The 22,289-nt window shown below is 69.5% G+C and carries 21 protein-coding genes; 11 read left to right on the top strand and 10 right to left on the bottom strand.

Annotated elements, in window-relative coordinates; translation table 11 throughout:
* Positions 1 to 98: 98 nt before the first annotated feature.
* The 5 genes from rodA to MWN52_RS03765 all read right to left on the bottom strand — a co-directional run bounded on the left by rodA (position 99) and on the right by MWN52_RS03765 (position 6,099).
* Positions 99 to 1,214: a rod shape-determining protein RodA gene (gene rodA / locus MWN52_RS03785; RefSeq protein ID WP_130530844.1), complete on the bottom strand. Its 1,116-nt coding sequence runs from the start codon at positions 1,212 to 1,214 to the stop codon at positions 99 to 101.
* Positions 1,211 to 3,220: a penicillin-binding protein 2 gene (gene mrdA / locus MWN52_RS03780; protein ID WP_425608077.1), complete on the bottom strand. Its 2,010-nt coding sequence runs from the start codon at positions 3,218 to 3,220 to the stop codon at positions 1,211 to 1,213. Before mrdA ends, rodA begins: the two co-directional genes overlap by 4 nt.
* Positions 3,221 to 3,236: 16 nt before the next feature.
* Positions 3,237 to 3,716 carry a rod shape-determining protein MreD gene (gene mreD / locus MWN52_RS03775; protein WP_130515623.1) on the bottom strand — a complete coding sequence of 160 codons (480 nt, stop codon included), beginning with the start codon at positions 3,714 to 3,716 and terminating at the stop codon, positions 3,237 to 3,239.
* Positions 3,713 to 4,861, bottom strand: coding sequence for a rod shape-determining protein MreC (gene mreC, locus MWN52_RS03770; RefSeq protein ID WP_425608076.1), 1,149 nt, complete (start codon positions 4,859 to 4,861; stop codon positions 3,713 to 3,715). The genes mreD and mreC overlap by 4 nt, the downstream gene beginning before the upstream one ends.
* A 191-nt stretch (positions 4,862 to 5,052) precedes the next feature.
* Complete coding sequence (locus tag MWN52_RS03765; RefSeq protein ID WP_130515619.1) at positions 5,053 to 6,099, bottom strand: rod shape-determining protein; 1,047 nt, start codon at positions 6,097 to 6,099, stop codon at positions 5,053 to 5,055.
* Between the two features lie 302 nt (positions 6,100 to 6,401).
* On the opposite strand from MWN52_RS03765, the gene MWN52_RS03760 reads away from it, so the two are divergent.
* The 3 genes from MWN52_RS03760 to MWN52_RS03750 all read left to right on the top strand — a co-directional run bounded on the left by MWN52_RS03760 (position 6,402) and on the right by MWN52_RS03750 (position 10,450).
* Positions 6,402 to 7,334, top strand: a complete 933-nt coding sequence (locus MWN52_RS03760; protein ID WP_130523238.1) for a carbohydrate kinase family protein — start codon at positions 6,402 to 6,404, stop codon at positions 7,332 to 7,334.
* A gap of 589 nt (positions 7,335 to 7,923) precedes the next feature.
* A complete protein-coding gene (locus MWN52_RS03755; protein WP_286576672.1) occupies positions 7,924 to 9,447 on the top strand; it encodes a lipopolysaccharide biosynthesis protein in 1,524 nt (507 codons plus the stop codon).
* Between the two features lie 13 nt (positions 9,448 to 9,460).
* Positions 9,461 to 10,450 (top strand): glycosyltransferase family 2 protein, encoded by a 990-nt coding sequence (locus tag MWN52_RS03750; RefSeq protein WP_286576671.1) that lies wholly within the window; start codon positions 9,461 to 9,463, stop codon positions 10,448 to 10,450.
* Between the two features lie 605 nt (positions 10,451 to 11,055).
* Here the strand turns inward: MWN52_RS03750 and MWN52_RS03745 are convergent.
* From MWN52_RS03745 to flgA, 5 genes are all read right to left on the bottom strand, one after another.
* Positions 11,056 to 12,177: an OprO/OprP family phosphate-selective porin gene (locus MWN52_RS03745; protein WP_165403053.1), complete on the bottom strand. Its 1,122-nt coding sequence runs from the start codon at positions 12,175 to 12,177 to the stop codon at positions 11,056 to 11,058.
* A 590-nt stretch (positions 12,178 to 12,767) separates the two neighbouring features.
* Positions 12,768 to 13,496 (bottom strand): hypothetical protein, encoded by a 729-nt coding sequence (locus tag MWN52_RS03740; RefSeq protein WP_286576670.1) that lies wholly within the window; start codon positions 13,494 to 13,496, stop codon positions 12,768 to 12,770.
* A gap of 197 nt (positions 13,497 to 13,693) precedes the next feature.
* A complete protein-coding gene (locus tag MWN52_RS03735; protein WP_286576669.1) occupies positions 13,694 to 14,041 on the bottom strand; it encodes a flagellar protein FlgN in 348 nt (115 codons plus the stop codon).
* A 1-nt stretch (position 14,042) separates the two neighbouring features.
* Positions 14,043 to 14,354 carry a flagellar biosynthesis anti-sigma factor FlgM gene (flgM, locus tag MWN52_RS03730; protein ID WP_130515606.1) on the bottom strand — a complete coding sequence of 104 codons (312 nt, stop codon included), beginning with the start codon at positions 14,352 to 14,354 and terminating at the stop codon, positions 14,043 to 14,045.
* 97 nt (positions 14,355 to 14,451) lie between these two features.
* Positions 14,452 to 15,117 (bottom strand): flagellar basal body P-ring formation chaperone FlgA, encoded by a 666-nt coding sequence (flgA, locus tag MWN52_RS03725; RefSeq protein WP_130561192.1) that lies wholly within the window; start codon positions 15,115 to 15,117, stop codon positions 14,452 to 14,454.
* 538 nt (positions 15,118 to 15,655) lie between these two features.
* On the opposite strand from flgA, the gene flgB reads away from it, so the two are divergent.
* From flgB to MWN52_RS03685, 8 genes are all read left to right on the top strand, one after another.
* Positions 15,656 to 16,030: a flagellar basal body rod protein FlgB gene (gene flgB / locus MWN52_RS03720; RefSeq protein WP_130515602.1), complete on the top strand. Its 375-nt coding sequence runs from the start codon at positions 15,656 to 15,658 to the stop codon at positions 16,028 to 16,030.
* A gap of 13 nt (positions 16,031 to 16,043) precedes the next feature.
* Positions 16,044 to 16,451 (top strand): flagellar basal body rod protein FlgC, encoded by a 408-nt coding sequence (gene flgC / locus MWN52_RS03715; protein WP_130515600.1) that lies wholly within the window; start codon positions 16,044 to 16,046, stop codon positions 16,449 to 16,451.
* Between the two features lie 30 nt (positions 16,452 to 16,481).
* Entirely contained in the window at positions 16,482 to 17,177 is a 696-nt protein-coding gene (locus MWN52_RS03710; RefSeq protein ID WP_286576667.1) for a flagellar hook assembly protein FlgD, read from the top strand.
* Between the two features lie 36 nt (positions 17,178 to 17,213).
* Complete coding sequence (gene flgE / locus MWN52_RS03705; RefSeq protein WP_130533512.1) at positions 17,214 to 18,434, top strand: flagellar hook protein FlgE; 1,221 nt, start codon at positions 17,214 to 17,216, stop codon at positions 18,432 to 18,434.
* A 351-nt stretch (positions 18,435 to 18,785) separates the two neighbouring features.
* Positions 18,786 to 19,532, top strand: a complete 747-nt coding sequence (locus MWN52_RS03700; RefSeq protein WP_130523230.1) for a flagellar basal body rod protein FlgF — start codon at positions 18,786 to 18,788, stop codon at positions 19,530 to 19,532.
* A gap of 31 nt (positions 19,533 to 19,563) precedes the next feature.
* Positions 19,564 to 20,349: a flagellar basal-body rod protein FlgG gene (flgG, locus tag MWN52_RS03695; RefSeq protein WP_130515592.1), complete on the top strand. Its 786-nt coding sequence runs from the start codon at positions 19,564 to 19,566 to the stop codon at positions 20,347 to 20,349.
* 8 nt (positions 20,350 to 20,357) lie between these two features.
* Positions 20,358 to 21,131: a flagellar basal body L-ring protein FlgH gene (locus MWN52_RS03690; protein ID WP_286576662.1), complete on the top strand. Its 774-nt coding sequence runs from the start codon at positions 20,358 to 20,360 to the stop codon at positions 21,129 to 21,131.
* Between the two features lie 11 nt (positions 21,132 to 21,142).
* Positions 21,143 to 22,255 carry a flagellar basal body P-ring protein FlgI gene (locus MWN52_RS03685; protein WP_286576660.1) on the top strand — a complete coding sequence of 371 codons (1,113 nt, stop codon included), beginning with the start codon at positions 21,143 to 21,145 and terminating at the stop codon, positions 22,253 to 22,255.
* Positions 22,256 to 22,289: the final 34 nt, after the last annotated feature.

Here is a 22,289-nt window from a genome sequence, read left to right as displayed (position 1 = left end):
TGAACCCTGTCGCGTCAGTCACTTGCCCGATTTTGTTCATGTGTCGTCGCGGGATTGCGACGGACATCCAGGGCATGTGATCGGTGCCCAGGCAGACGCTAGCGATTCACCGGCCGGTGCGAGCGCACCGCCATCACCAGCCCCAGCCCGGCCAGCAGCGAAACCGCCGAGGTGCCGCCGTAGCTCATCAGCGGCATCGGCACGCCCACCACCGGCAGCAGGCCGGAGATCATGCCGCCGTTGACCAGCACGTAGACGAAGAACGCCAGCCCCAGCGAGCCGGCCAGCACGCGCGAATAGGTGTCGCGCGCCTGCATGGCGATCCACAGGCAGCGCCCGACGATCACCAGATACAGCGTCAGCAGCGTGGCCACGCCGATCCAGCCGAACTCCTCGCTCAGCACCGAGAAGGCGAAGTCGGTGGTCTGCTCGGGGATGAAGTTCAGATGCGACTGGCTGCCCAGGCCCCAGCCCTTGCCGGTCAGGCCGCCCGAGCCGATGGCGATCTTGGACTGGATGATGTTCCAGCCCGCGCCCAGCGCATCGCTCTCGGGGTTGAGGAACATCATGATGCGGTCCTTCTGGTAGGGCCGCAGCAGGAAGAACCAGGCCAGCGGCGCGGCGCTGGCCACGCCGGCCACGCCGATGCCGACCCACCACCACGGCAGCCCGGCCAGCAGCAGCGCGAACGCGCCGGAGGCGGCGATCAGCACGCCGGTGCCGAAGTCCGGCTGCAGCATGATCAGCCCGGTGGGAATGCCGATGATCGCCGCGGCGATCAGCACGGTGGTGAAGCGCGGCGGTAGGGGCACGCGGTACAGGTACCAGGCCACCATCATCGGCATGGTGATCTTGAGCAGTTCGGCCGGCTGCAGGTAGAACACCTTCAGGTCCAACCACTGGCGCCCGTACTTGCCGGTGCCCAGCACGAACACCGCCAGCAGCGGCAGCATGGACAGCGCGTAGATCAGCGGCGTCCAGGCGCGCAGGCGCGGCATCTGCACGCGCGAGAGCGCCCACATCGCACCGGCGCCGATGACGAAGCGCATGCCCTGGGCGATCACCAGATGGGTACCGCCGGTGGCGCCGCCGGCGCTCTTCATCACCGCCAGGCCGAAGCACATCACGCCGGCCAGGGCCAGGCACAGCACCCAGTCCAGGCTGCGCGCGAAGCGCCAGACCAGATCGCCCAGGTAGCGCAGCAGGCCGGTCATGGCGCGGCCTGCGGTTCGCGCGGCGCCTCGGCCGGCACCGGCGCGGCGGTCGGGGCCGGCGGCGGGGTCGGTCCGGGCGCGCCCGGAATCTCGGACGGGGGCGGCGGCGCGGCGCCGGTGTCGGTGCCGTCCTCGGGCACGACGATGTCCGGCGCGTCCGGCGTGTCGCCCGGCATCTTGCCCAGCAGCCAGGCGTCGAAGATCTTGCGCGCGATCGGCGCGGCGGTGCTGGCGCCGTAGCCGCCGCCCTCCACCGCGATGGCCAGGGCGATGGTCGGCGCCTGGGCGGGGGCGAAGCCCTCGAACAGCGAGCGGTGACGCAGGTGCATGGGCAGGCTGCGCGGATCGACCGCGGCCAGGCCCTTGCGGCTGACCACCTGCGCGGTGCCGGTCTTGCCGGCCATCTGGTACGGCGCGCCGACGGCGATGGCGTAGCCGCTGCCGCCCGGGCGCATGGTGTCCATCATGCCCTCGCGTACCCACTGCAGATTGTCCGGGCGATCGCTGATCGGCTTGGTCGGGCCGGGCGCGATCGGCTGCCAGGGCTGGTCGAAGCCGTTGCGCGTGTCCATCACCAGGCGCGGGGTGCGCAGTTGGCCGTCGGCCACGCCGGAGATGGCGCGCACCAGCTGCAGCGGGGTGACCTTCCAGTCGCCCTGGCCGATGGCGATGTTGACCGTGTCGCCGGGATACCAGGCCTCCTTGCGGCTCTTCATCTTGTAGGCCGGCGACGGCACGATGCCGCCGATCTCGCCGGCCAGGTCGATGCCGGTGGGCGCGCCGAAGCCGTACTTGGTCATGTACGCGTCGACCTGGGTGATGCCCATGTCCACGGCGAGCTTGTAGTAGTAGGTGTTGACCGACTGGGCGATGGACTTGCGCAGGTCGGTCCAGCCATGGCCACCGCGGTGCGAGTCGCCCCAGCCGCGGCTGACGCCGGGCAGGTAGAACATGCCGGTGGACAGGATCTTGTCCTGCGGCCGGCGCGTGCCGCTGTCCAGCCCGGCCAGGCCCATCAGCGGCTTGATGGTCGAGCCCGGCGCCACGCCGCCCAGCACCAGCCGGTTGAACTGCGGGCGCGAGGGGTTCTCGTTGAGCGCCTTGAAGTCGCGGGTGGAGATGCCGTTGACGAACAGGTTGGTGTCGTAGCTGGGCAGGCTGACCATGCCCAGGATCTGCCCGGTGCGCGGGTCCATCGCCACCGCCGCGCCCTCGTATTGGCCGAAGGCCTCGGTCATGGCCTGCTGCAGCTTGATGTCGATGGACAGCTTCAGGTCGGTGCCGGCCTGGGCCGGCACGCGCCCGACCACACCCAGGGCGCGGCCTTCCACGTTGGTCTCGACCTTCTCGTAGCCGACCTTGCCGCGCAGCTGCTGCTCGTAATAACGCTCCAGGCCAGTCTTGCCGACATGGGTCAGCGCCGAGTTGCCTTCACCGAGCTGCGCCAGGTCGGCCTCGTCCACGCGCCCGACGTAGCCGATGACGTGCGCCAGCAGCGGGCCGTAGGGGTAGTGGCGGGTCAGGTAGGGCACCACTTCCACGCCAGGGAAGCGCCAGCGGTCCACCGCCAGCGCGGCGATCTCCTCCTCGCTCAGCTTGGGCTTGATGGTGATGCCGCGAAACCCGCGGCTGACCTTGCGCACGGCCAGGAAGTGCTTGACCTCCTCCGGATCCAGCGCCACCACCTTGCCCAGCGCATCCAGCCACTCGTCCGGATCGCCGGCCTGATCGGGCACCACGTCCAGGCGGAAGGCCGGGATGTTCTCGGCCAGCAGCACGCCGTTGCGGTCGTAGATGCTGCCGCGCGCCGGCACGACCGGGCGCAGCTTGATGCGGTTGGCCTCCGAGCGCGTGGCGTACTCGGCGTGATCGAGCACCTGCAGTTTGAAGTACCACGCGCCCAGCCCGGCCAGGCAGATGAACACGCCCAGGAAGCCCAGCGCCGCGCGCCGGCGGAACTGGTCGGCCTCGGCATGGGCGTTCTTGAGCGGGCGGCGACGCGACATGGTCAGGGCTGCCAGCTCAGGAACGCCGGCCCAGGCGCAGCGCGTCGAGCAGCACGAACACCGGCGGCCACAGCGCCATGCCGATCAGCGGCGCCCACCAGTAGGCCCAGGGCAGCAGCGGCTCGCCGATGGCCAGATGGATCGCGCTGGCGACGATGCGGTCGTTGAGCAGCAGGCCGCCCAGCGCCAGCGCCTGCTGGGAGAGCGGGAAGAAGCGCAGCCGTGCGCGGAAGCGCTGCAGGATGAAGGCCATCACCACCAGCCGCAGCGCCTGTTCGCCGAGCAAGCCGCCGAAGCTGATGTCGGCGATCAGCCCGACCACGAACACGAAGCCCAGCCCGACCCGCTCCGGTTCCTCGATCACCCAGTAGGCCAGCACCAGCGCCAGCCAGTACGGCCGCAGCGGCTGCAGCAGCGGGGGCAGCGGCAGCAGGGCCAGCAGCAGCGCCACCAGCACGCTCACCGGCAGCACCCAGCCCTTGCGCTGGCGGCTCATGGGCGGGGCTCCTGCGCAGAGGCGGGGGCCGGGGAAGCAGCAGAGGCGTCAGGCGCCGGGCTCGGGGAGCGTGCGCCTGCAGCCGGGGCAGAAGCGGAGGCGCCGGGAGTTGGGGTTGCGGGCTGGGCGCCAGGTGCCGGGCGAGGCGCGGAAGCGGCGAATGCAGAGGGCTGCGAAGTGGTCGCGCCTGCCACACCGCCGCCGTCGTTCCTGCCGCTGGTCTTGCCGTTGCCTTTCGCCGGCTCCTGGCCCCCGGCCTCCGGTCCCTCGCCTGGCATCCCGACATTGGGAACCGCCGGCACCGCCGCGGCGGCCTTGAGCAGCAGCACATTGCGCCCGCGGTCCAGATGCGCGGCCGGGCGCAGCTCACCGACCAGGAAGGTGCGGCTGTCGTCGGCGTGCAGGTCGGCCACGGTGCCGACCGGGAAGCCGGGCGGGAAGCGCCCGCCCAGGCCGGAGGTCACCACCACATCGCCGTCCTTGATGTCGGCGTTGAGCGGCACGTTGACCAGCTGCAGCTGGTCGCTGCGGCCGTTGCCGGAGGCCAGCAGGCGCACGCCGCTGCGCTGGACCATCACCGGCACGGCGTGATCCGGGTCGGTCAGCAGCAGCACGGTGGAATAGGTCGGCATCACCTGCACGATCTGGCCGAGCAGGCCGCCGGCGTCGATCACCGGCTGGCCCACGTGCACGCCGTCGCGGCTGCCGGCGTCGATCACCAGGCGCTGCCGGGTCGGGTCCAGGTCGATGTTGAGCACCGCGGCCAGCTGCACGTCCAGGCCACGGTTGCCGGCCGCGCCCAGCAGGGCGCGCAGCTGGGCGTTGTCGGCCACCGCCGCGCTCAGCCGGGTCAGGCGCGCGTTGGAGATCAGCAGTTCGTCGCGCAGGCGGCGGTTTTCCTCGGTCAGCTGGCCCAGCGTGGCCGCGTCATCCTGCAGGCGCGCGCCCAGCTTGCCGGGCAGCCCGGCGACCCACCACAGCGGTTGCGCGGCCAGGCCCAGCTGCTGCCTGGCCTGGGCCAGCCAGCCGCCGCGGTGGTCCAGGATCACCAGCGCCACGCCCAGCGCCAGGTACGCCAGCAGCCGCAGGGAGCTGGCGATCTCGCCCGGACGGGGGGCTACGGGAGGGCCGGCGTAGGAAGGCACGAATAACTAGGCGCGAGGAAGGAAAAGAACCGGGCGGGACCCGGGACCGGGGACCGGGGACCGGGGGAACGGCAAGACGGAGACACGCGCGGGACCGCAGAACGGCACTCCGCCACAAGCCGAACCGTCCTGGAAAGATGCCCTGCTTGACCCGGGTCCCGGGTCCCCGGTCCCCGGTCCCGGCTTCACGCTCATTCCGGCGCGAAGAACTCGTTGCCGTGCATGTCCACCAGCTCCAGCGCGCGGCCGCCGCCGCGGGCCACGCAGGTCAGCGGATCGTCGGCGACCTGCACGTGCAGGCCGGTTTCCTCGGAGATCAGCTTGTCCAGGTCACGCAGCAGGGCGCCGCCGCCGGTCAGCACGATGCCGCGCTCGGCCACGTCGGCGCACAGCTCAGGCGGGGTCTGCTCCAGGGCCAGCTTGACCGCGCTGACGATGCCCGACAGCGGCTCGTGCAGGGCCTCGAGGACCTCGTTGGAGTTGATCCGGATCATCTTGGGCACGCCCTCGGCCAGGTTGCGGCCGGAGATCTCCATCTCCTCCACCACCGGCGGCGGGTAGGCGCAGCCCAGCTCGACCTTGATTCGCTCGGCGGTGGCCTCGCCGATCAGCATGCCGTGGTTGCGGCGCACGTAATTGGTGATCGACTCGTCGAACTTGTCGCCGCCGATGCGCACCGACTGCGAGTAGACGATGCCGTTGAGCGAGATCACCGCCACCTCGGTGGTGCCGCCGCCGATGTCGATGACCATCGAGCCGCGCGCCTCGGTCACCGGCAGGCCGGCGCCGATCGCCGCGGCCATCGGTTCCTCGATCAGGTAGACGTCGCGGGCGCCGGCCTCCTCGGCCGATTCCTTGATCGCGCGGCGCTCGACCTGGGTGCTGCCGGCCGGCACGCACACCAGCACGCGCGGCGAGGGGCGCAGCACGCGCGACTTGTGCACCTTCTTGATGAAGTACTTGAGCATCGCCTCGGTGTAGGTGAAGTCGGCGATGACGCCGTCCTTCATCGGGCGGATGGTGGTGATGTGGCCGGGGGTACGGCCCAGCATCTGCTTGGCCTCCGAGCCGACCGCGGCGACCGAGCGGGTGCCGCCGATGGCGCGGTCCTGGCGCACGGCGACCACCGAGGGTTCGTTGAGCACGATGCCCTGGCCGCGCACGTAGATCAGGGTGTTGGCCGTGCCCAGGTCGATGGACAGGTCGTTGGAGAACATGCCGCGCAGCTTTTTGAACATCGGGGGACCAGATCCTTCGAAAGAAGTGCGAATGCCCTGCGCCGCTGGCGAAAAAATGGGCAAAAAAGGGGTCGGCTAGCCTAGCAATCCGCCCTGCGCCATACAAGGAAAATCGCTGGCTGAACAAGGCCCTCGGCCACCTTCGGCGGGTCGGCCGCTGCACGCGCGTCTGGCCCTGCCCGGCCCCAGACGATACCCTTGTCGCCGTTTGCCGCCCCGGTCGGGTCGGTTCCTCTTATCCCGAGCCTGCCGCGTGCGACCCGCGCCGGCCGGCCGCGCCAACGCCAGCCAGACACGAGCCAATGTCCGCACTGATCTGTGGTTCCCTCGCCTACGACACCATCATGGTGTTTCCGGACCAGTTCAAGAACCACATCCTGCCGGACAAGGTGCACATCCTGAATGTGTCCTTCCTGGTCCCGCGCATGCGCCGCGAGTTCGGCGGCTGCGCCGGCAACATCGCCTACAACCTGCATCTGCTGGGCGGCAAGCCGCTGCCGATGGGCACGGTGGGCCAGGACTTCGGGCCGTACCGAGAGCATTTCGAGTCGCTGGGCATCGATCTGTCCTGCGTGAAGGTGATCGATGAGCTGTTCACGCCCCAGGCGTTCATCACCACCGATCACGACAACAACCAGATCACCGCCTTCCATCCGGGGGCGATGATGCGGTCCTACGAGAACCACGTGAAGGACGTGCCCGGGGTGACCATCGGGCTGGTCGGGCCCGACGGGCGCGAGGGCATGCTGCAGAACTCGCAGGAGTTCGCCGAAGGCGGGATCCGCTTCATCTTCGATCCGGGCCAGGCGATGCCGCTGTTCAACGGCGAGGAGCTGCGCACCTTCATCGAGCAGGCCAACTACGTGGTCGTCAACGATTACGAGTCCAATCTGCTGCAGGAGCGCACCGGCTGGAACGAACAGGACATCGTCTCGCGGGTGGAGGCCTACATCACCACGCAGGGCCCCAAGGGGGCGCTGGTGCATACGCCGGGCAAGACCTACGACATTCCGCCGGCGCACGAGCGCCGGGTGGTGGACCCGACCGGCTGCGGCGATGCGTTCCGCGCGGGGCTGATCTTCGGCATCGAGCGTGGCTGCGACTGGCTGACCATCGGCCGCATGGGCAACCTGATGGGCGCGCTCAAGGTCGAGCATCCGGGCACGCAGAACCAGCGTTTCGACTTCGACGAGTTCAACGACCAGTTCAAGCAGCAGTTCGGCTACGCGCTGTAGGGGCCGGGCTGGTCGCGGTTTGGGTGTGAAGGGGCGGCCTTTGGGCCGCCCTTTGTTTTGGTTCTTCTCTTGGGATCGGGCGGTTGAGAGCGCTCTGGCTTCGGATGGGCAGCGGTCCGGCGGGCGGGGGCCGCTTTTCCCTCAATCAGGGCATCCTGCCCTGATTCGGGCGCTCGGCGTCCTGCCTCGCGAGTCGCGGCCCCCGCCCGCCGGCCCGCTGCCGCACGCGTCAGGTCACAGGACTTCAGTTTGCGCCGTCATTCGAGACCCTCGCCCATGCGCAGAGCGCGATCGGTGACGGGAGGGCTTCGACTTGAGGCCCCCTCCCTTGCGCGTAGCGCAAGGGAGGGATGGGGAGGGGTCGGGGCTTTCGCGGGCAAGCCACCGAAGCGAAGAGCAAAAGCACCCCACCCCGGCCCTCCCCTTCGCCTGTGGCGAAAGGGAGGGGGCTGGGCGCGTGCACGGACCTCACGCTGCCTCGGCCGAGAGCCGCTTTTTGTCCGGACGTTACAGATTCGTGCGACGGCGTCCTAAAAAGACCGGTCCGCGCGTTATGTTCTGTCGCAGCTTTCGGCCACACCTGGATTCCATGACCCGCTCCCCCTCCGTGCGCATGAATGCGCTGGCCAACTATCTGGGGCAGGGTGTCTCGACGCTGGTCGGCATCGTGTTCGTGCCGTTCTATCTGAAATACCTGGGCGCCGAGGCCTATGGCCTGGTCGGGTTCTTCGTGGTGCTGCAGCTGTGGCTGGGGCTGCTGGACGTGGGGCTGTCGCCGATGCTCAACCGCGAGGTGGCGCGTGCGCGCGCCACGGCGGAGGGCTTCACGGACTTCCGCCGGATCCTGCGCAGCGTCGAGCTGATCTTCGCCGGCATCGCGCTGGTGACCGGGCTGGGTATGAGTGCGGCCAGTCCGCTGATCGGCGCGCACTGGTTCAAGGTGCAGACGCTGGACCCCGGCCAGGTCAGTCTGTGCGTGGCGCTGATGGGCTGGATGATCGGCCTGCGCTTCTTCGCCTCGATCTACCGCACCGCGCTCAACGGCATGGAGGCGCAGGTCTCGCTCAATGCCATCAACATCGTGCTGGCGCTGGTCAAGGCGCTGGGGTCGCTGGCGGTGCTGAAGTTCGTCAGCCCCACGCCGCTGGCGTTCTTCCTGTTCCAGCTGGTGGTGGCCGTGGTCGAGCCGGTGGTGCTGGCCTGGCGCAGCTACCAGGTGTTCCCGGCCACGGCCATGCGCATCGGCCTGCGCTTCGCCCGGGCGCCGCTGGTGGCCGCCCTGCCCTTCGGCCTGAGCGTGGCCTATACCTCGGTGCTGTGGATGCTGCTGTCGCAGCTGGACCGGCTGCTGCTGTCCGGACTGCTGCCGCTGACCGACTACGGCTATTTCTCGCTGGTCACCGCGCTGTGCGGGGCGGTGATCCTGGCGGCCTCGCCGATCAGCAGTGCGCTGATCCCGCGCCTGACCTATCTGCACTCGCGCGGGGAGATCGGGCCGCTGGTGCGCCTGTACCGCAGCGCCACCCAGCTCACCGCGGTGGTGATGATTCCCCTGACCGGCATGGTGGCGGTGTTCGGCCAGGAGCTCATGTACGCCTGGACCGGCAACCTGGCCGCGGCGCAGTGGGCCGCGCCGATCCTGTTCTGGTACATGGTCGGCATCGCGTTCCTGACCTTCACCTCCTACCAGTACTACCTGCAGTACGCCTTCGGCGACCTGCGCCTGAACCTGCGGGTGAGCACGGTACAGGCCGTGCTGGGGGCGCCGCTGATCGCCTGGTCGGCCTACCGCTACGGGGCGATGGGCACGGCGCTGTCCACCTGTGCCGTGCAGGTGGTGACCTTTGTGGCCTACCCGCCGGTGGTGCAGCGGCGGCTGGTGCCGGGCCTCTATGGCGCCTGGATGCGCCAGGATCTGCTGCCGATCGCCGCCTGTGCGCTGGTGACGCTGGCCGTGCTGTACGGGCTCGGGCGGCACTGGGTCATGGGCCTGGGTCGGCTGGAGATCTTCCTGGCGCTGAGCGCGATGGGCCTGTGCGTGATGGCCGCCGCGGCGTTGGGCAGTTCGGTCCTGCGCGCGCATCTGGTTCGCAAACCCCTCCCCCACGCATAGGCAGCCCGCCCCCATGGCCCCTCTGGTTTCGATCGTCATTCCCGCCTACCGCGCGGCCGAGTTCATCGGCCGTGCGGTGGCCTCGGTACAGCAGCAGACGCTGCAGGATTTCGAGATTCTCATCGTCGATGACGCCTCGGGCGACGACACGCTGGCCACGGCTCAGGCGTTGGCCGCGCAGGACGCGCGCATCCGGGTCTTCACGCAGGCGCGCAACGGGGGCGTGGCGGTGGCGCGCAACACGGGCATCGATCAGGCGCGCGGGCGCTATCTCGCGTTCCTGGATGCCGACGATGCGCTGCTGCCGGAGCGGCTGGAGCGGCTGGTCGCGCTGGCCGATGCGCAGGCGCTGGACGTGGTCGGCGACAACCAGTGGCTGCGCGATGTGCATCTGGATCGCAACGTCGGGGTGATGGCGTTCAATCCGGGAGACGCGCCGATGCGGCTGGATGCGGCGACGTTCCTGCGCAACTCCGACAACGTGCCCAAGGTGCGCGAGATCCTGTCGGGGCGGATCGCCGCCTATTTCCCGGTGATCAAGCCGATCGTGCGCCGCGACTTCCTGCAGGCGCATGCGCTGCGCTACGACCCGGCCTGCAAGATCGGGGAGGACTTCGATCTGCACATCCGCTGTCTGCTGGAGGGCGCCAGCGTGGTCATCGTGCCGGAGGCGTACTACGTGTACACCCTGCCGTACAGCGAGGTGTCCAGGACGCGCTCGCCGCACTCGCGCACGGTGCTGAATCTGCAGCCGGTGCTGCGCAACGTGGACCATCTGCTGCATGCCTATCGCGATCGTCTGTCGCCCGAGCTGCGGCGGGCGCTGGCGCGCTGCAAGCAGGGGGCGCAGGGGCTGCAGCAGTTCGAACAGATCAAGGCCGATCTCTACGGGGGGCGCGCCGCGGCGGTGCTGGACCTGGCCACCACGCCGCGGCTGTGGGGCTACGCGGCGCGCTCGACCTCGATCAAGCTGCGCAACCTGTCGTCACGGTTGGCTTCTTGAGCGGCAGCGACGGGGCGAACTAACCGCGCTTCTCGCTTTCGGTGGACCAGGTGGCGTCGGCACTTCGACTTCGGAAGGGCAGCGGTCCGGCGGGCGGGGGCCGCTCATCCCTCAATCAGGGCATCCTGCCCTGATTCGGGCGCTCGGCGTCCTGCCTCGCTAGGCGCGGCCCCCGCCCGCCGGACCGCTGCGGCACGCGTCAAGTCACAAGGCTTCGGTTTGGGGGCGATCGAGGCCCTTTCCTTGCGCGCGCCGCGATCAGTGACGGGAAGGTATCGACTTGAGGCCCCCTCCCTTGCGCGCAGCGCAGGGGAGGGATGGGGAGGGGTCGGGGCTTTACCGGGCAAGCCACAGAAGCAAAAGCAAAAGCACCCCACCCCGGCCCTCCCCTTCGCCTGCGGCGAAAGGGAGGGGGCAGAGCGCTTGTCCAATGCCTTCGAGCCGAAAGAAGTGCTGATCCATTCGTCGAGGCTAGGCGGCGAAGTCGGCTCACCGACCCGCTCGCGTGCCATCAGCTGATTCGCGTCTCCGCACTCCGGTGAGGAAAAAAAAAGCGGGCCCGAAGGCCCGCTCTCTTCCACGTCGAAGGACGCGGCGCGGCGTGCTTAGAACATCACCTGCGCGCGCACTTCGAAGGCGTTGGGGTCGACTTCCACGCCGGCGCGGCGGCTGTAGGCCTTGATGTAGTTGGCCTGCACCTTGAAGTGCTTGGAGTAGTAGTAGTTGGCGCCCACGGTCCAGTCGTGCTGGTAGCCGCCGCGGATGCCGGCGTCGTTGAGGTCCAGGTCGCTGTAGCGCAGCAGCAGTTCCACGGCGCCGGCGGGATTCTTGGGCACGACGTTGCCGAGCGTGCCGTTGTACGGGCGCGACTCGCCGGTGACGATCCAGCTGCCGTAGACGGTGTTGCCCTGGGCGTGGAAGTCGCTGTAGCCATCGCGCGCGACCTGTTCCTCCAGGTGCTCGGCCAGCACGGTGAACGGGCCGGCGATGCGGATGAACTCCAGGCCGCCGCGTTCGATATGGGTGGTGCCCGGCAGGGCGCCGCTGTCGATCAGGCGCGTGTCGGTCAGGCCGGCCTCGATCTTGGTGCGCACGCGGGTGGAGGTGGCGTCCGGGTTCTCGACCGAATAGCCCACGCCCAGGTGGATGACATCGCCCTCGGCCTTGTGCGGCGTCCAGGCGAAGTGCCCGGCCATGGTCGTGCCGGAGTTGGTGCCTTCCATCGTCGCGCCGGACAGCGCCTGCAGCTGCACGTTCCAGGTCTTGCGGGTCAGCGACCACTCCACGCCGGTGCGCCGGCCTTCGTAGATGGCCTGGGTGGCCAGCGGCGCTTCCAGGAAGGAGATGGTGCGCGAGGCGCCGACCGAATCCAGGCCGATCGGGGTCTTGAAGTAGCCCACGCGGATGGCGCCGTAGTCCTTGCCGAACCAGGCCTTGGTCTGGAAGCGCGCGGCCACGTCCAGCCACAGGTGCGACTGGTAGTCGTACTGGGCGCCGATCTCGAACACGCCATCGAGCTTGTAGAACGCGCCGAACTCCTTGCGCCGCATGTCGTCGGCGTTCTCGAAGCGCGCGTCGTCGCCGCTGAAGTGGTTCTGGTCGTAGGCGAAGTTGCCGGTGATGCCCAGCTGCCCGCCGTTGTCGAATTTGTAGCTGGTCGGCCAGTCCGCCGCGCTCGCAGCGCCCGCGGCGCACAGAAGACCTGCGGTGAGCAGTGTCCGCTTCATGTTCTCTCCCAATGTGCTTGTGCATGCCCAGGCGCGGCGGTTGGCCGCGTGGCATGCGGGTGTGACGGCTTTGTCAGCCAGATGACGTGTGCAGGACTTTAGTCGCCCGCGCCGGCCGGGCTGTATAGCCCAATCGTCGAAAGCGCGGGTCGCGGGCAGGCCGTGGGCCCGCGACATCGGGCCGCGATGCGCCTGAACGGGGACGCGGCGTGGCGGGGACGGAGCGAGGTGGCGAGGTCATCGCCAGGCACGCGGATCAAGGGCGGCTCCCGGGCAGATCGAGGCCGGCCAGTGCATCACGCCGAGCGCGGCGCGGTGATAAGCATCGACCATGAGCAGATGCCGCAGGCGCATCAGCGCCCTTCGCACTCACCGCCTTCAACCCCGACGCCAGCGAAGCCCCCACTCGCGTCATTCCCGCGAACGCGGGAATCCAGGGACTTTTGCAAGGGCTCGCACCGGAGGGCAAAGGCACTGGATGGTCAGACATGCGTCTGCCAAGAAGCACTTCCCGCCTTCGCGGGAATGACGGCTGGCCGGATGGCTTGCTTCTGACGCGAGCCAGCAGATCCCCGCCAACGACCAATCGCCTACTTCCCGCCCCACCCCGGCATCTGCGCCGTATCCAGGCCGCCGGTCTCGAACTCGGCCGTGCGCGTGCCGCCGGCCTTGACCGGGAACTCGATCTTCAGGGTCTTGGCCTGCGCGGCCAGCTTCCACAGGCCCTTGTAGTCCTCGATGAACATGGCGATGGCCTCGTCGGTGTCCGGGCGCCAGGCGTCCATCGCCTTGGGCTTGCCGTCGTCGACGCTGACCTTGACCTTGCAGCCCTTCAGGCACGGGAAGTCGCCGGCCTTGAGCACCAAATAGGCGCTGCGCTTCCACTCGGGATGGTCGCGGAACACCAGCTGCACGTCCTGCTTGCGGCCGCTGCCGTCGGTGTCCAGCGGCTCGGCGCTCATGATCGAGGCCGAGACCTGGGCGCCCTTGCCGATCATCACCTGGTTGTAGTTCCACAGGTTGGCCAGTCGGCGCTGTTCGCGCGCGGCGTCGGCCTTGGACTTGGCCTCCTCGTACTTCGCCTGGATCTTCTGCGCGGCCGGGCTGTCGGGATACTGCTGCAGCAGCGCGCTGCCGTGGGCGCGGGCCAGGTCCCAGTTCTGCGCGGTATAGGCCTGGTCGAACTGCGCGGCCAGCGCGTCGGCGGCCTTGGCCTGCGCGGCGGCCTGCTGGGCGGCCTGTTCGCGGCGCTGGGCCTCCTGGTCGGTGCAGCCTGCCAGGGCCAGGGCACACAGGGCGACGGACAGCACGGCTTTCATCACGGGCGACTCCTCAACGGCGGGCGGGTTCGGGCCCGCCCGCGCGCTTGGGAAGCCGCTTGCACCGGTTCAGTCAGTCGGTGACCAGCGAAGCCAGGCGGCGCGTGGCGAGGCACACGGCGCACAGCGTACAGGGCGTGGCGGCGCCTGCCGAGCGCGCTCGGGCCCGCCCGTGGGCAGGCACGGCCGCAGGCCGCTCAGACGACGGCGAGGCTGCGCCCGTGGGCGCGCGTGCCGGCCAGGCCGGCGGCGTTGTAGGTGCCGGTGGATTCGACGCGGCCGAGGTGGCGCAGCGCCCAGTCCACTTCGCGGCGGCGGCGCGCCAGCAGCACGCCGTTGGCCTGGTTGAGCCGACGCAGATCGTCCAGGCGTTCGGCGGCGGCGGCCGGCGGCGGGTTGGCCTCGGCCTGGCGCAGCGCGCGCACCTTGGCCTCGGTGGAGGCCAGCAGGGCCATCACATCGTTCTCCAGCAGCGCGCGGCGTTCTTCCTGCAGCGCCTGCTCCAGCGCGCCCAGCGGGCCGTGGTCGAGCGTGGCGGTCGTCATGTCAGCCTCCTAGCTCGCGGTCCAGGTCGAGCATGCGCGAGGCGATGGCCTGCGGGTCGATCGTGTAGCGGCCGTGGGCGATGGCGTCCTTGAGCGCGGCGACGCGGCCCATGTCGATGCCGGCCGGCGCCGATCCCAGTTCACGTCCCATGGCCTTGAGTCCTTCTGCGTCGCCGGTCAGGCTGAGGCGGTCGGTCTCGGCCGTGGCGGAAATGGGTTCGTTGCGCGCGCCACCGACCCGCGTGGCCGCCAGCGAGGCGGCGACGGTGGCGGCGTGTGCGGCCGGCGGCAGTCCGTCGATCTTGTAGCTCATGGGGCACTCCTGAAGTGCTTCAGTCGAACCCGGTAACGGCGTCCCAGGCAGGAACTTGAGACCTGGGTGACAGATTTTGTCACGTGCCTGTTCAGCTTCATTGGACGACGTCCACTTCGCCGGGGACCAGCGATACGCGGCCGCGTACCACCTTGTTGGAGGCGCTGTTCTGCACGGCCACGCGCTGGCCGGCCTGGGCGTTGCCCAGGGCCACGCCGGGCATGCGGATCTCCGCCCCGGCCACGCGCGAGACCAGCACGACCGGGTCGCCGCGGTGCAGCGGCTGGCCCTGCTGCAGGTCGCCGGCGGTGACGATGTCGCCGGCCGACAGGGCGCGGGCGGCGATGGCGCCGGTCAGCTGCTCGGGGCTGGCGAAGGTCGCGCCTTCGGTGGTGCCCAGGTCGCGGCGCTGGACGACCAGGTTGGCGTTGGCCACCGGTTCGCCCGGGCGCACCGGGCCGCCGGCCACGACCACGTCGGCCTCGCGGCGCACGGTCACCGGGACGAAGATCTTCCAGCCCGGAGCATCGTCGCAGCGCACCTGGGCCATGCGCGTGCCCTGGGCCACGGCCTGCAGGGGCTGGGTGCAGGCCACCAGCCGCAGGGCGTTGTCCAGACGCGCCTCGCCCTGCGCCTGCGGGCCGCCGACCGCCTGCAGCGCCGCGGCGCGCACGGCGTCGAGCGACTGCAGCTCGGCGGCACGGCCATTGCCGGGCGCCAGCGCGGCCAGGGACAGGACGACGGAAGCGAGGCATCGGTTCATGGCGGGGTGGGTGCAAGTCCTGTGCCGGTGGGGGCGTGGCCATGCGCTTTCAGTCATCTGGGATCGCCCCCTCCCTTTCGCGAAGCGAAGGGGAGGGATGGGAGGGGTGCCTTTGCTTGTGCTTTTTCGCGATGGGCGAGAAGGAGCAACGGCAACCGCAACAGCAAAATCAAAGGCCAACCCCTCCCCAGCCCTCCCCTGCTTCGCAAGGGAGGGGGCCAAGCAGCATCGCGGGGGACCGAGACTAAGCGCCGCATCGCGACACGCGCGCGAGGGGATGAGAGGCGCGAACTGCGCAGTGCGTCGCAGGTGCCGGATTTTTGGCAAGGCGGTGGCGAGCGCGTCGCCTGGCACGCGCTCGCCGCTGTGCGCCCGTACCAAACACGCCGCCGCACCAAACCCCAGTTAGTGCTCGCGCGCGTAGGCGCGTGAGACCCCACGCACCAAAGCCGTCGGCATCCCGACACGCGTGCCTGCGCGCCGGGCGTGGCACGCCGCTTGCCTTGCCCTGGACGTACATCCGTCCCCGGAGCGTCCCATGTCCGACTTCCTTGGTATCCACGGCACTGCGCTGGCCATCCGCGAGCAGCGGCTGCAGCTGCTGGCCTCGAACATCGCCAACGCCGACACCCCCGGCTACCAGGCGCAGGACCTGGACTTCAACGCGGCACTGGGCGCGGCCCTGCAGGCCCCGGCCGGCGCCAATGCGCTGGAGGGCGGCAACGCCATCGGCCAGGCCGGCGCGGCGGCGCACTTCTACCGCCCGTCCAGCCAGCCCAGCCTGGACGGCAACACCGTGGACGGCGATCGCGAGAACGCCGCCTACGCCCAGGCCACGCTGGAGTACCGGGCCTCGCTGTCGTTCATCGAATCCAAGGTGCGGTCGATGCTGACCGCCATCACCGGCCAGTAAGCGAGGTCCCGCCATGAGCAACCTGCCCATCTTCGACGTCGCCGGTTCGGCGATGAACGCCCAGTCGGTGCGGCTGAGCACCGTGGCCTCCAACCTGGCCAACGCCGACTCGGTCTCCGGCGACCCGAGCAGCGTGTTCCGCGCCAAGCAGCCGGTGTTCACCACCGAACAGGTCGGCAACAACCCGGCGCTGGTCGGCGTGCGCACGGCCGCCGTGCAGGATTCCAACGCCGCGCCGATCAAGCGCTACGAGCCGGGCAACCCGCTGGCCGACGGCAATGGCTACGTCTACGCGCCGGACATCGATCCGGTGGCGCAGATGGTCGACCTGATCTCGGCCACGCGCAGCTACCAGGCCAACGTGGAGGTCTTCAACAGCGCCAAGGACACGGCCACCGCCACCTTGAACATGGGCCGCTAAAACGGCTCTTCCCAGGACAACACCCACACCATGGTCACCACCACCGCCAGCACCGACAAGCTCACCGCCCTGGGCCTGAGCAGCACCGCCAAGTCCACCAGCGACAAGAACGCCTCGACCGGCGCGCTCGGCCAGGCCGACTTCCTCAAGCTGATGACCGAGCAGCTGAAGAACCAGGACCCGCTCAAGCCGCTGGACAGCCAGCAGTTCCTGGGCCAGCTGGCGCAGTTCTCCACGGTGCAGGGCATCGAGGGCATGCAGACGGCGATGGGCTCGATGGCCAGCGTCATGGAGTCCGACCAGACCCTGCGCGCGGCCTCGCTGGTCGGCCACGACGCGATGGTCACCGCCTCCTCGGTCGCCCACACCGCCGGCACCACGCTGGACGGCGAGATCACCGCCGCCACCGCCGGCCCGGTCACCCTGCAGGTCACCGATGCGAACGGCAACGTGGTGCGCACCCTGCAGGTGGAGGCGGCGGCGTCGGGCGCCACCGCGTTCCACTGGGACGGCCTGAACGACAGCGGCACCGCCGCCGGCACCGGCACCTACACCCTCAAGGCGGTGACCGGCTCGGTGGCCGCCGCCGACATGAAATCCGCCACCGCCCTGGACATCGGGGTGATGGCGCATGTGGACAGCGTCTCGATCGAGTCCACCGGACTGACCCTGAACCTGGCGGGCGTGGGCGGCTTCCCGCTGTCCTCGATCCGCCGCGTCAGCTGATCCCTCTCACCGTCACGCCTCCACGGAGAACCTTCCATGAGCTTCCGCATTTCCTTAAGCGGCATGAACGCCGCCTCGTCCGACCTGAACGTCGTTTCCAACAACATCGCCAACAGCAACACCACCGGCTTCAAGAGCAGCCGCGCCGAGTTCGGCGACGTGTTCGCCGCCTCGGTCTATGGCGTGTCCAGCAACGCCACCGGCGCCGGCGCGCGCCTGCAGCGGGTGGCCCAGCAGTTCACCCAGGGCAACATCGACTTCACCGGCAACTCGCTGGACATGGCGGTCTCCGGCCAGGGCTTCTTCACCCTGTCCGACAACGGCACCACGGTCTACTCGCGCGCCGGCAACTTCAGCACCGACGCCAGCGGTTACGTGGTCAACCCGTCCGGCCAGCGCCTGCAGGTGTTCGCGCCCAACGACGACGGCACCACCTTCAACACCGGCAAGCTCAGCGACCTGCAGCTGGCCACCGGCGATGCGCCGCCCAAGGTCACCACCAAGGTCCAGGCCAGCGTGACCCTGCCCGGCAACGCCACCGCGCCGACCAACAGCCCGTTCAACGCCGCCGACCCGACCACCTACAGCCAGACCACCTCGCTGACGGTGTACGACTCGCTGGGCGCGGCGCACACCCAGTCGCTGTACTTCAGCAAGACCGCAAACCCCAACGAATGGACGGTGCAGACCCAGATCGACGGGGTCAGCGTGGGCGGCGCGCAGACGCTGACCTACGATTCCAGCGGTGCGCTGGTCAGCCCGGCCAACGGCCAGCTCGCCCTGCCCGCCTACACCCCGCCCGGCGGCGCCGGCGCGATGGCGCTGAGCCTGGACCTGAGCAAGTCGGCGCAGTACGGGCAGAAGTTCGCCGTGTCGGCGCTGAACCAGGACGGCTACGGCACCGGAAGCCTGTCGGGCATCTCCGTCTCGTCCGAGGGCGTGGTCCAGGCCAGCTACTCCAACGGCGTGACCAAGGCGATCGGCCAGGTCGCCCTGAGCAGCTTCGCCAGTCCGCAGGGCCTGCAGCAGAAGGGCGACAACGCCTTCGCCGAGACCTTCGCCTCGGGCCAGGCGGTGCGCGGCGCGGCCGGCACCTCGGACTTCGGCCTGGTCCAGGGCGGCGCGCTGGAGGCCTCCAACGTCGACCAGACCGCCGAGCTGGTCAACATGATCAGCGCCCAGCGCAACTTCCAGGCCAACGCGCAGATGATCCAGACCCAGGACCAGATCACGCAGACGATCATCAACCTGCGGTAATCGCCTTTGCCCCCTCCCTTTCGCGGAGCGAAGGGGAGGGCTGGGGAGGGGTGCCTTTGCTTTCGCGTTGGGCGGAACAAGCAAGAGCAAGAGCAACAGCAACAGCCAACCCCTCCCCAGCCCTCCCCTGCTTCGCAAGGGAGGGGGCCAAAAGCCAAAGCGAAGCGCCGGCCTGTGCCGGCGCTTTCGCTTTGGCGGCTGCAAGCCGCGTCGGAACGACTCCTTGCCGTGCGCTTCTTGCGGCTCGAATTCCTCGCAGCTCCCGCCTCTTACGGATTGCGATTCTCGCTCGCTCCCCACTGCTCTCCACTTACTCCTCGCCCCCCGGCACACCACTTGCATGCTCCGGGCATGGACAGAGCCCTCTACATCGCCATGACCGGCGCCAGCGCGACGCTCAAGTCGCAGGCGACCGTGTCCCACAACCTGGCCAATGCGCAGACCGTCGGCTTCCAGGCCACGCTCGATGCGACCCAGGCGATGCCGGTAACCGGCAACGGGCTGGCCTCGCGCGTGGCCACCGCCCAGCGCCTGGTCGGCGTCTCCGATGCCAGCGGTTCGCTCAGTACCACCGGCAACGGCATGGACGTGGCGCTGCAGCCAGGCCACTGGTTCGCCGTGCAGGACAAGGCCGGCGGCACCGCCTACACCCGCGCCGGCGATCTGAAGATCACCCAGAACGGCCTGCTCACCACCTCCTCCGGCCTGCAGCTGCTCGATGCCGGCGGCGCGCCGATGGTGATCCCGCCCAACGACGGCATGGACATCGGCGCCGACGGCACGATCTCGGTCATTCCGCAGGGCTCGCCCGCCTCGTCGATGACCCAGATCGGCCGCCTGCAGGTGGTGCGCACCAGCACCCTGGACCTGGCCCGCGGCGAGGATGGGTTGATGCGCCAGGCGCCGGGTGCGCCGGCGCCGACGCCGGCCGCCGGCGCGGTGCTGTCCACCGGCGTGCTGGAGAACAGCAATGTCGATGCCACCGGTTCGCTGGTGTCGATGATCGAGCTGGCGCGCCAGTTCGAGATGCAGGTACGCGTCTTGCACAGCGGAGACGAGACCGCGCAGAGCGCCAATTCCCTGCTGCGTTCGAGCTGACCCTCATTCTTTCCCGTAACGGAGAACCGCCATGACCCAGGCGCTTTGGATCGCCAAGACCGGCCTCGACGCGCAGCAGACGCGCATGGCGGTCATCTCCAACAACCTCGCCAACATCAACACGACCGGCTTCAAGCGCGACCGTGCCAATTTCGAGGACCTGCTCTACCAGACCCAGCGCCAGCCCGGCGGTGCGACCTCCGAGCAGACGATGCTGCCCTCGGGCATGTCCACCGGCACCGGCGTGCGCGTGGCCACCACGGCCAAGTCCTTCACCCAGGGCAACCTGAGCCAGACCGGCAACGCGCTGGACGTGGCGATCAACGGGCGCGGCTTCTTCGAGGTGCTGCTGCCCGATGGCTCGTCGGCCTATACCCGCGACGGCGCCTTCCAGGTCAACGCCGAGAACGAGGTGGTGACCAACGAGGGCTATCCGGTGCAGCCGGGCCTGCAGATCCCGGAAGGCGCGCAGAGCATCACCATCGGCAGCGACGGCACCGTCAGCGTGCAGCTGGCCGGCCAGGCCGCGGCCACGCAGGTGGGCCAGCTGACCGTCACCGACTTCGTCAACCCGGCCGGCCTGCAGTCCAAGGGCGGCAACCTGTACACCGAGACCGGCGCCTCCGGCCCGGCCCAGACCGGCACGCCGGGCGAGAACGGCGCCGGCCTGCTGATCCAGGGCTCGCTGGAAGGCTCCAACGTCAACAGCGTCGAAGAGCTGGTGTCGATGATCGAGACCCAGCGCGCCTACGAAACCAATGCCAAGGCCATCAGCACCGTCGATTCGATGCTGGGCTTCCTCAACCAGAACCTGTGACTGCCGCCATGCGTGTGCTCCTGTCTTCCGCCCTGCTCTGCGCCCTCGGCGCGCTCACCGGCTGCGCCACGGTGGTCGGCGACGTGCGTCCCTTCTCCGACCAGCTGGCACCGCAGCAGGCGCTGGACAAGAACACGCTGCTGGGCCGCTCGCCGGGCCAGTACACGCAACTGCCCTCGCCGCAGCCGGGCTATGCGCAGCCGGCGCCGGGCGATGGCGGGGGCTCGATCTTCGCCACCGCCGCCGACGGCAGCGGCAACCGCGGCATTCGCCTGTTCCAGGACAACAAGGCGCGCGAGGTCGGCGACCTGCTGACCATCGTGCTGGTGGAGAGCACCAGCGCCAAGTCCAACGCCAAGACCGGCATCAGCAAGAACGACAGCATCGCCATGGGCGCGCCGACCGTGCTCGGCCAGAGCGTGACCTACAACGGCAAGAACATCCTGCAGGCCGAGGTGGACGCCAAGCGCGGCTTCAACGGCGCCGGCGACACCCAGCAGAGCAACTCGCTGGATGGCGACATCACCGTGACCGTGGTCCAGCGCCTGGGCAACGGCAACCTGCGCGTGGCCGGCGAGAAGCAGGTCCGCCTGAACCAGGGCGACGAGCTGGTGCAGGTGCAGGGCATCGTGCGCGTGGCCGACATCGGCCCGGACAACCGCATCACCTCCGACCGCGTGGGCGATGCCCGCATCGTGTACGGCGGCCGTGGCGCCGTGGCGCGTTCCAACGCCATGGGCTGGCTGAGCCGCTTCTTCAATTCCGCTGCCGCGCCCTACTGAGTAACGCCGCCATGCGCGCTTCGAACTCCCGTCTTGTCACAGCAGCGCTGGCCCTGGCCGCGCTCATCGCCGCTCCCGCCCAGGCCGAACGCATCAAGGACCTGGCCCAGGTGGCCGGGGTGCGCGGCAACCAGCTGGTCGGATATGGCCTGGTCGTCGGTTTGGACGGCAGCGGCGATCGCACCAGCCAGACGCCTTTCACCGTGCAGAGCCTGAAGACCATGCTCGACCAGCTGGGCGTGACCCTGCCGCCGGGCACCAATCCGCAGCTGAAGAACGTCGCCGCAGTGGCCATCCAGGCCGAACTGCCGCCGTTCGCCAAGCCGGGCCAGACCATCGATGTGACGGTGTCCTCGATCGGCAACGCCGGCTCGCTGCGCGGCGGCGCGCTGCTGATGGCGCCACTGCGCGGTGCCGACGGCCAGATCTATGCGATGGCCCAGGGCACGCTGGTGGTCAGCGGCTTCGGCGCCTCGGGCAAGGACGGCTCCAAGATCTCGGTCAACGCGCCCAACGGCGGCTCGATTCCCAACGGCGCCACGGTCGAACGCCCCGCCCCCGGTGGCGGCGCCGACAACGGCCTGGTCACGCTGAACCTGCACGAGGCCGACTTCACCACCGCCTCGCGCATCGTCGATGCGGTCAACCGCACCTTCGGCAACGGCCGCGCGCAGGCGGTGGATCCGGTCACCATCCAGATCGCCGCCCCGCCCGGCAACCGCATCGGCTTCATGGCCCAGCTCGAGTCGCTGGACGTCAGCCCCGGCGCGGCCGCGGCCAAGGTGGTGGTCAACGCACGCACCGGCACGGTGGTCATGGGCGGCAACATCGCCGTGCTGCCGGCGGCGGTCTCGCATGGCTCGCTGACCGTGTCGATCAGCGAAAACACGCTGGTCAGCCAGCCCGAACCCTTCTCGCGCGGCGGCCAGACCGCGGTGGTCCCGCAGTCCACCATCAGCGCCACCGCCGAGGGCGGCAAGATGTTCATGTTCCAGGGCGGCACCTCGCTGGAATCCATCGTCCGCGCGGTCAACGCCGTCGGCGCCGCACCCGGCGACCTGGTGGCGATCCTCGAAGCGCTGAAGCGCGCCGGAGCGCTGCGGGCGGAGCTGGAGATTATTTAAGGGGTGAGGGGTTAGGAGTGGGGTTGGCGCTTTT

Origin of the sequence: Pseudoxanthomonas winnipegensis (genome assembly GCF_030322905.1) — a bacterium.
Classification (GTDB): domain Bacteria; phylum Pseudomonadota; class Gammaproteobacteria; order Xanthomonadales; family Xanthomonadaceae; genus Pseudoxanthomonas_A; species Pseudoxanthomonas_A winnipegensis.
Note: the sequence above shows the minus strand (reverse complement) of the source record. Positions and strands in the feature narration are given on the sequence as shown.